Source organism: Dietzia sp. NPDC055340 (genome assembly GCF_053645335.1).
Genome location: NZ_JBSHML010000003.1, coordinates 237,551 through 243,782 on the forward strand (window position 1 = coordinate 237,551; position 6,232 = coordinate 243,782).

Below are 6,232 nucleotides of genomic sequence, written 5' to 3' on the forward strand. Positions count from 1 at the left end.
CCGATGCGGATCGACAGAAGTCGGGTATCTCGCGCGAGCGTGTCACAGTAGTCGCGAGACCGAACTCGCGTCTGGCGCCTGGGCACCGGACCGACAGACGACGACCCCACTCAGGTGAGGGCGACGGCGTCGATCCCGTCGTCAGCGAGGACTGCCTCAGCTGTTGTGCCGTTGCAGCCGAGCACGGAGTATCCCCAATCGACATCGGTAGCCAGGAGCCACTCGCGCCCGTCGGGCCAGAGCGCGTCGACGCCGTGCGCCCGCCCGCGAGCGAGGTTCTCCATGTCGGTGACCCTGTCGACCTTCGTTTGGAACACCGGCATGGTGCGCAGCAGCGTCACCTCGGGCGAGCAGATCTGCGAAGCGGGAACCACGGCGAGTTCGGGGTGGATGACCGCGTCCGGATCAGTGGAGTAGTAGGCCACAGAGTGGTCCGGGCCCGGCCCGTAGGAATCCCAGGCCAGGCTGGCGGTGTCGAAGATCGCTCCAAAAGCCACCTCCGGTGTGGAGGTGCTGCGGGCAAGAACGGCGAAGAGCGCTTCGATTTCACCGAGCCCTTCGGCACCGTCGTGCGGCCGTCCGAAGCGATCGTCGCAGGCATCACACTCATCCTGGGGTGGGGGTCGTCCGTTGGTGACCGCGATATCCCACCACATCGACGTCGGCGAGATCGCGACGCCGTTGGCTCGGGCCACTTCTTCCCAGGTCACTTCCCTTTGATCGGCGTGCCCCGGGTGGCGGATCAGAAGCAATGCCTCAAAGCCGCTCGGATCCGGGACGGCATCGGAGGCCTGCCATGCCATGTTGACCAGTCCCCTGCGGTCCCGGAGCCATCTGCTGTGCGGATCACCGGACAGTGGCTGGATCCCGCAGCTCATAAAGTGTGCCCAGTCCCGATCCTCCGCTTCGAGGTAGGACCGAAGTAGGCCGACCGTTCGTGACGGAAGAGTCGACTCGATCCCGATCACTGAGCCGCTACCAGAGTCGTCGGAGGCAATCGTGAATGAGACGCTGGCCCCTCCCGGCCCACGCAGTTTCAAATACATGGGCTCTCGAGCAACGACGGAGAACGCGTGGGCCCGGCGGGGCCGCCGACGCTGTCGGCGCATCTCGGCCCGTGCCCACGCGCTGAAGTTGCTCGGTGACGGAGCATCGCGCCGACGACGAACCCGGGCGGGCCGGATCGGCCAATGAACGGTATGGCCAGGCCGCAGCGGCGGCGTCGGCTCCAGCCGGTAACGGGCCGCGATTTCTGGGTCCGCGAAGGCGCGGAAACCCGCGTGAAAGTAGGGAGATCCCAGCAGCGCATCGGCGGTCGCGGGAGCCAGGTCCACGGTGATGTGCTGCAATGCCACGCCCTCACCCTATTCACACGTGAATCGCACTGGGTTGGTTGGAGTCTCCATCGTTTGGAAACGAGGATGGACTCATGCCGAAGGATACGAACCCGAGCAAGCCGACTACGCGTCGCTATAGCCCTGAAGAGAAGGCTGCCGCGGTGCGGATGGTCAGGACCCTTCGGGCCGAGCTGGGCACCGATCACGGCACGGTGAAACGGGTCGCAGCTCAGCTTGGCTACGGCGCCGAGTCCGTACGGTCCTGGGTGCGTCAGGCCGATATCGACGAGGGCCACTCGGCGGGGGTCAGCACGAACGAGTCGGCGAGGATGAAGGCCCTCGAGCAGGAGAACCGCGAGCTCAAGCGGGCAAACGAGATCTTGAAGAGGGCCGCGAGTTTCTTCGGGGCGGAGCCAGGCCGCCAGCACAAGAAGTAGCCGCGTTCATTGACGCTAACCGCGACGATGTCGTCGAGGGTCGGCGTCTGGGGGTCGAGCGCATCTGCGCAGTTCTGCAGGTGGCCCCGAGCACCTACTACGAGGTCAAGAAGCGGAAACCGTCGGCACGGTCGAAGCGTGATGCGGTCATGGGGCCGGTGGTGCGGCAGCTGTGGGAGGACAACTTCCGGGTCTACGGGGCACGCAAGGTCTGGAAGGCGGCCCGGCGTGTGGGCCCGCGACATCGGCCGGGACCAGGTCGCCCGGCTGATGCGCGCCGACGGGATCGAGGGCGTCCGACGCAGCAAGCGGGTGCGCACCACAAATCCTGATCCTGGGATGCCGCGTCATCCTGACTTGGTGCGTCGTGACTTCACCGCCACCGCGCCGAATCAGTTGTGGGTCACGGACCTGACGTTCGTGCCGACCTGGGCTGGAGTGGCTTACGTCTGCTTCATCATCGACGCCTTCTCACGAACGATCGTGGGATGGCGGGTCGCCTCACACATGCGCACCACGATGGTCCTGGATGCGATCGAGATGGCCCGCTGGTCACGTGGCACCCAGCTGACCGGGCTGCGGTGTCACAGCGATGCCGGCAGCCAGTTCACGTCGATTCGCTACGGCGAGCGCCTCGCCGAAATCGGAGCAACTCCCTCGATCGGCACCGTCGCTGACTCCTACGACAATGCCCTGGCCGAGACGGTCAATGGCTACTACAAAGCCGAACTCATCCGCGGCCCCGCACGTGAGGGACGGCCGTGGAAGACCGTCGAGGACGTCGAGCTGGCCACCTTGAGCTGGGTCCACTGGCACAACAACGACCGCCTGCACGGCTACCTCCATGACGTGCCGCCAGCAGAATTCGAGGCGACGTTCTACGCTACGAAACGGGCCGACCAGACCCTGGTCGGAATCCAATAGCCCGAGCCTCCATCAGACCCAGTGCGATTCACACCGACGCCGTCATCGGATCCATGGACTCCTCCGCCGACCTATCCGCCCAAATCCTCAACAACCGGGATCTCGCGCGCGCATTGCTTGGCGAGCTCCTGCCGGCCGTCTACCGAACGCTGAGCAAGGCGAGCTGAGTGGCGCAGTCCGGCCGCTTCATGTCGTAACTAGCTGTGCTGCCCACGCAGGTTGTGTACGCGGTCTGCGGGTGAGGCGCCTCGTAGCGCGGTGTGGCCGCGGTGGAAATCGTAGTGGTGCAGGAATGCGGGTAGGCGAGCTCCGCGGTGGGCCTATCGTGCCTCGGTCGCGACAGGCTCAAGCAGGAGCAGACATGTCTGCTCCTCGTACGACCTGACTTCCGAGGTAAATCGGAACCTGTCGTTGACCTTAATACCGTCGGGGATATTGGGCCCGGTCCAGTTGAGGTCACTGACCAGATTAATGTCCCGGTACTGGAAATTCGGCCCGGTGGGATTGGACTCGTCATAGTCCCCAACGGACAGCAACACGAGGTAGCGGGTGTCATAGTTCTCGTAGTTGGCGAGAGCTCCAATATGTCCGTCGAACTGAATCGTCTGGCCGGCGTAGGTTGCTGCGAAATCGGCGACGCTCGGCGAGCACGTGTCTGTCAGCTGCAGTAGCGCGGCCAGATCCGGGTTGGCCTCGGCGGTGAGAGCCTCAGCTGCGACCGGATTGTCGCTGGGTGCCCCAGCTTGAATCGCTGGCGGCAGATCCAGGGGCTCCGCCGGTTCCTCGATCATCGCGGCCGCCGATTGGGACTGCTGCACGGATAGGTGACTGCTGATCTGTGGTGCCGAGGAGCACTGCTGGAAGGATGTGCACCGTGCCGAAGCCGTATCCCAAGGAGTTTCGCGACGACGTTGTCCGCGTCGCGAGGAACCGTGAGCCGGGAGTTCACCTCAAGCAGATCGCTGCCGACTTCGGTATCAGCGAGTCGTGCCTGACGAACTGGATGAAGACCGCCGACGTCGAGGACGGCGTCAAGCCCGGGACGACAGCGGCCGAGAACGCCGAGCTTCGCGAAGCCAGGAAGCGGATCCGGCTGCTGGAGCAGGAGAACGAGGTCCTGCGCCGGGCGGCCGCGTACCTGTCCCAGGCCAACCTCCCGGGAAAAGGCTCTACCCGCTCGTGAAGGAGCTCGCCGCTGACGGGATCTCCGTCACGGTGACGTGCCGGGTTCTCAAGCTCGCCCGCCAGCCCTACTACCGCTGGCTGGCTGCGCCGGTCACCGACGCCGAACTCGAGGAGGCGTACCGCGCGAACGCGCTGTTCGACGCCCACACCGACGACCCCGAGTTCGGCTACCGCTTCCTCCTCGACGAGGCCCGTGACGCGGGTGAGTCGATGGCGGAGCGGACCGCGTGGCGGATCTGCTCGTCCAACGGCTGGTGGTCGGCGTTCGGCAAGCCGAAGGGCGGCAAGGCGAAGAAGCCCGGGCCACCAGTCCACGACGACCTGTGCGCCGTGGTCGACAAGCACGGCGTGATCCGGCACGAGTTCACCGCCGATGGGCCGAACGAGCTGTGGATCGGCGACATCACCGAACACCGCACCGGCGAAGGCAAGCTCTACGTCTGCGCATTCAAAGACGTCTACTCCAACCGGATCGTGGGCTACTCCATCGACTCGCGGATGAAGTCCCGACTGGCAGTCGCGGCGCTCGACAACGCCGTCGCCAGGCGCGGTGACGTGGCCGGCTGCATCGTGCACACGGACAGAGGATCGCAATTTCGAAGCCGGAAGTTCGTCCGCGCGCTCAACCGCCACGCGATGGTCGGATCCATGGGCCGTGTCGGCGCTGCGGGCGACAACGCGGCCATGGAGTCGTTCTTCGCACTGTTGCAGAAGAACGTCCTCAACCGCCGCTCCTGGACCACCCGCGAGGAGCTGCGGATCGCGATCGTCACCTGGATCGAGCGGACCTACCATCGACGCCGTCGACAAGCCGGCCTCGGACGGTTGACCCCTATCGAGTTCGAGACCATCATGACCACGCCAGCCACTCAGGCTGCGTGACCCAACCTGTCACCCGTTCGTGCAGCAGTCCCAGTCGCCCAGCGGATCCTTGAGTCGCGCACGAGCTATGCGGCTGCTCTTAGATGGAGATCGCCCACGCGTCCACGCGCTCTTTGTACTGGGACAATCTGTCAATCGCGAGACCAACGGTCGTGGAGTCGCCGTTCCTCGTGGGCACAACAGCACTGGTTGCGGCGTAGAACGCCAATGCCGCGAGGAAGGCTAGATCGTACGCGTCTCGCCTGAACTCCACCGGCCTCTGATCGGCGGTCAAGGTGTTCATCATCGTCGCCGTCGCATTGGGATGCACGTAGCGATGCAGAAGCTTGTAGTGGGAAAGCGGGAAGATCTCTCCCAACTCCTGGCTGACTAGATTTTCAAAGCTCGAGGGAGGTGGCTTGAAAGTTTTTGAGTCGTGTTTCTGCTGAGACTGAACGAGTCTGTCGAATGCCCCCCATTCGGCATGCCGCGGGTGGGAAGGGTTCTTAGCCCCCTCTTCGGCCAAGTTCTCCCGCGCCAAGATCGCCGCTCGAACTGTGCGTATGAGGTGGCTATCCGCTCGACAGACGTAAACGCACGTGGCACTGTGCTCGGCGATTGACCGAGTCAGTACCGCAAGCGGAACTGGCGAGGGGGTCGGTCCGGTGAGCAGGGTGCCCAGGGCATGCAAAAGCGCCCCAGTAGTTTGTACGAACGTCAGAGCGAAGTCGTCTGGAAGTTTAGCGATGTTCGTTGTTGACGGATGTGCAGCGGCTCCCAGCGTGACGTCAACTTCGTTGAGCCACGCCGCATCGATAGTCCTGGGACTGTTCTTAACGTACTCATTCACGGCCACAGCGAAGTCTTGGATTAAGCCACCCAGGATCACGCTGTCAGGGGCGTCGGTCGTCATGACGCGATTGAATCAGACAAGCATGACACTCCTTCGCCGACGGGGATAAGTATGCGGACTGGGCGCCAAGGGCGGAGCCTGTGGCTTTCGCCGTTATATGGCGGGGTTCTGTCGACGCTCTGTGGCGGCATCTGCTCATGGCGATACACGCGAGCACCGGTCTGGTCACAGATAGCGGCAGACGGTCGTGGTGTCGCATTTGGTGGGGTCGCTGGTGGTGGCACTGTGGTGAAGGTGCGCGACGGTGTGTCGCAGTGCTTGCAGGTCGGCGATTTGGCGGTCCAGGTCGCCCAGGTGGGCTTCGAGCAGGGCGTGCACGTGCTGGCAGGGTGCGACTCCGGCGTCGCGGATGTCGAGGATCTCGCGAATCTGGGCCAGGGTGAGCCCAGCGGTGCGGCCGCGGCGAACGAAGTCCAGGCGCGCCAGGGCCGCAGGGGTGTAGTCGCGGTATCCGTTGGCGGTGCGCTCAGGCGCAGGTAGTAGGCCGGCTTCTTCGTAGAAGCGCAGCGTCTTGGTTGTGGTGCCGCTGGCCACGGCCAACTCACCGATGCGCACAGTGGCCCCTTTCTCGGCTC

5 protein-coding genes and 2 pseudogenes are annotated in these 6,232 nt (G+C 64.4%); 2 read left to right on the top strand and 5 right to left on the bottom strand.

The window, feature by feature from the left end:
- Positions 1-110: 110 nt before the first annotated feature.
- Positions 111-803, bottom strand: a complete 693-nt coding sequence (locus ACWIFB_RS03430) for a hypothetical protein (protein ID WP_452098185.1) — start codon at positions 801-803, stop codon at positions 111-113.
- A gap of 626 nt (positions 804-1,429) precedes the next feature.
- On the opposite strand from ACWIFB_RS03430, the pseudogene ACWIFB_RS03435 reads away from it, so the two are divergent.
- Positions 1,430-2,698, top strand: a pseudogene (locus tag ACWIFB_RS03435) (IS3 family transposase).
- Between the two features lie 197 nt (positions 2,699-2,895).
- Here ACWIFB_RS03435 and ACWIFB_RS03440 read toward each other — a convergent pair.
- Positions 2,896-2,997 (bottom strand): annotated as a pseudogene (locus tag ACWIFB_RS03440) (IS481 family transposase); the annotation flags it as partial.
- Positions 2,998-3,018: 21 nt separating this feature from the next.
- Positions 3,019-3,516, bottom strand: a complete 498-nt coding sequence (locus ACWIFB_RS03445; protein ID WP_454057326.1) for a DUF4839 domain-containing protein — start codon at positions 3,514-3,516, stop codon at positions 3,019-3,021.
- A 56-nt stretch (positions 3,517-3,572) separates the two neighbouring features.
- Here ACWIFB_RS03445 and ACWIFB_RS03450 point away from each other — a divergent pair.
- A protein-coding gene (locus ACWIFB_RS03450; protein ID WP_454057327.1) for an IS3 family transposase occupies positions 3,573-4,765 on the top strand; the annotation gives its coding sequence in 2 pieces (ribosomal slippage) (positions 3,573-3,857 and positions 3,860-4,765; 1,191 coding nt in all).
- A 79-nt stretch (positions 4,766-4,844) separates the two neighbouring features.
- Here the strand turns inward: ACWIFB_RS03450 and ACWIFB_RS03455 are convergent.
- Positions 4,845-5,657 carry a hypothetical protein gene (locus ACWIFB_RS03455; protein WP_454057328.1) on the bottom strand — a complete coding sequence of 271 codons (813 nt, stop codon included), beginning with the start codon at positions 5,655-5,657 and terminating at the stop codon, positions 4,845-4,847.
- 165 nt (positions 5,658-5,822) lie between these two features.
- Entirely contained in the window at positions 5,823-6,212 is a 390-nt protein-coding gene (locus tag ACWIFB_RS03460; RefSeq protein ID WP_007928756.1) for a heavy metal-responsive transcriptional regulator, read from the bottom strand.
- Positions 6,213-6,232 lie beyond the last annotated feature (20 nt).